The sequence below is a fragment of the Acidovorax sp. KPB24-03 genome (assembly GCF_057546605.1).
Map to the genome: position 1 here is coordinate 1 of NZ_BAAJYR010000538.1, position 1,948 is coordinate 1,948.

Here is a 1,948-nt window from a genome sequence, read left to right on the forward strand (position 1 = left end):
GGCCGGCATCCGGCACCACCGAGGCCACCCTGGGTCGCCCTGCTGGCGGCTGCACGCCGTGCCGCTGGGCCTGGCCACGCTGGCGGCCGTGGGCATCCGCGTGGCCACGCTGTGGTTCGCCGTGCTGTGCGGCTTCGTGGCCATCGGGTTGCTGGAGCGCCGGCGCGCGCCGGGCGAAGCCGGCAGGTGAGTGCGCTGGCGCAGCGCGTCAGCCAATGGCCGGCTCTGCTGCCGGCTCCACGGGCCGCAGCTTCGCACGCCCCTCCGCCAGCGCCTCGGCCGTGATGGCGGCCTTGTGGCGGTGCGCGGTCGCCGCGTCCGACAGGATCTTCCACAGCGCATCGTTGCCAGGCGACATGTGGTCCAGGATGCCGCTGGCGATCAGGTCGGCCGGGTTCTGCAAGCCCGACGTCTGCGCTCCAGGCCGCGTATAGCCCGCCCCCAGTTGCTCCAGTTCCGTGTTGGACAGCGGCCGGGCCTCGCCGCCCCGGGCCGTCGATCCGTCGAAGAACTCGGGGTGGAACTGCAAGCCGATCAGCGGCGCGCGCGGCTGGGACGATTCGACCGCCATGATGGCCCGCCAGGCGGTCTCGCCCCCTTCCGAGGGAATGGTCCGGCGCAGCGAGGTGCTCAGGTGCGGCCGGCCCTCCGGTGGGTCGATCACGGCCTGGTGGTGATAGACGGCCGCGCGGATGCCTTGCAGCGCTGTGCCGAAGACGCCGACGCCGTTCTCCGCGACCTCGGTGGCCCGCGCCTGCCCGGCTTCTTCGCCCTGGTCGTTGCCGAGCGTGCGGACGCCGACCTGGTGCCCCACGTGCTGCTGCAGCGCCGCGCCGAAAAATACATTGGTCATCTGAAAGCCCCGGCAGATCGCCATCAAGGGCACGCCGCGGTGAAAGCACTGGTGCAGCAGACCCATTTCGAGCACGGACCGGCGGTAGTCGCCCTTCCAGTCCGTCTGCGGCTCTGCCTGCTGGTTGTACAGGCGGGGCGAAAGATCTTCGCCGCCAGGCAGCACGACGGAGTCCACGTGCCGGGCCAGGATCTCGGCCTTGGCCAGGATCTGCGCGATCTTCGGCAGGGCTTCGGGATTCGCCAGGGCATCGATCACGAGGCGCTGCGGCAAGGATTGGTCGCTGCCCGGCTGCGAGGCCAGATGTTCGAGGTGCGCCTCGACCTCCGCATCCACCGCCTTCGCCTGCAGCGAGGCGGCCCGCATCTCGACCCGCAGAGGCAAGGTGCCCGCCACCGCCTCGAGCTTGGCAACCACGCGCGGGACGGTGATGCCCCGCGAGTCATGGGAGACCAGCGTGGCCGTGGTGGGCCGGGTAAGGCCGACGGTCGCGTCGGACACCGCGTCGATGGTGAAGCGCCCCTTCGTGCCCAGGAACAAGGTGTCGGTCAGGACGGACGGTCCTTGGGTGGCGGACGCTTCGATCCGCGTCCCCTCGGCCACCGAGGTGCTGAGAAAGTGCGTGCCGGGCATCTTCACGCCCGTGAACACGCAATCGCCCGTCAGTTGCGCATCCTCGAAACTGCAGAGGTGCAGCTCGCTGTCTTCGAAGCGAACGCCGCTCAGTTCCGCGTGCAGGAACATCGTCTCCTTGAATTCGCAGCGCTTGAAAGCGGTGTTGCGCAGCGAGGCGCCCGCCAATGACACGCTTTCGAACCGGCAGCTTCCGAACCGGCTGCCTTCGATGTGCGTGTCGGCCAGGGAGCTGGCATCGAACTGGCAGCGCTTGAAATCCACGCCCGAGAGATCCCACCCCCGCAGGGCCGGATCACCCTCGGCCCACTGCACGCCTTCCAACACGTGGGAATGGCCCGCGGCGGCCAATGCGGCCGCGAGCGACGGCTTGCTGCGGCCGGCCGCATCCAAGGCGCCCGGCGGTGCATCGGCCACGGCCTGCAGGAGCCGGTGCAGCAAGGCGGTGTCCGCCGCGCCCAC

General features: G+C 70.2%; 1 protein-coding gene and 1 pseudogene. One reads left to right on the forward strand and one right to left on the reverse strand.

Annotated elements, in window-relative coordinates; translation table 11 throughout:
• Positions 1-190: pseudogene (locus AC27KI_RS23690) on the forward strand (hypothetical protein); the annotation flags it as partial.
• Positions 191-208: 18 nt separating this feature from the next.
• Here AC27KI_RS23690 and AC27KI_RS23695 read toward each other — a convergent pair.
• On the reverse strand, positions 209-1,948 hold a 1,740-nt coding region (locus AC27KI_RS23695), incomplete at its 5' end, for a gamma-glutamyl-gamma-aminobutyrate hydrolase family protein (RefSeq protein ID WP_487116175.1).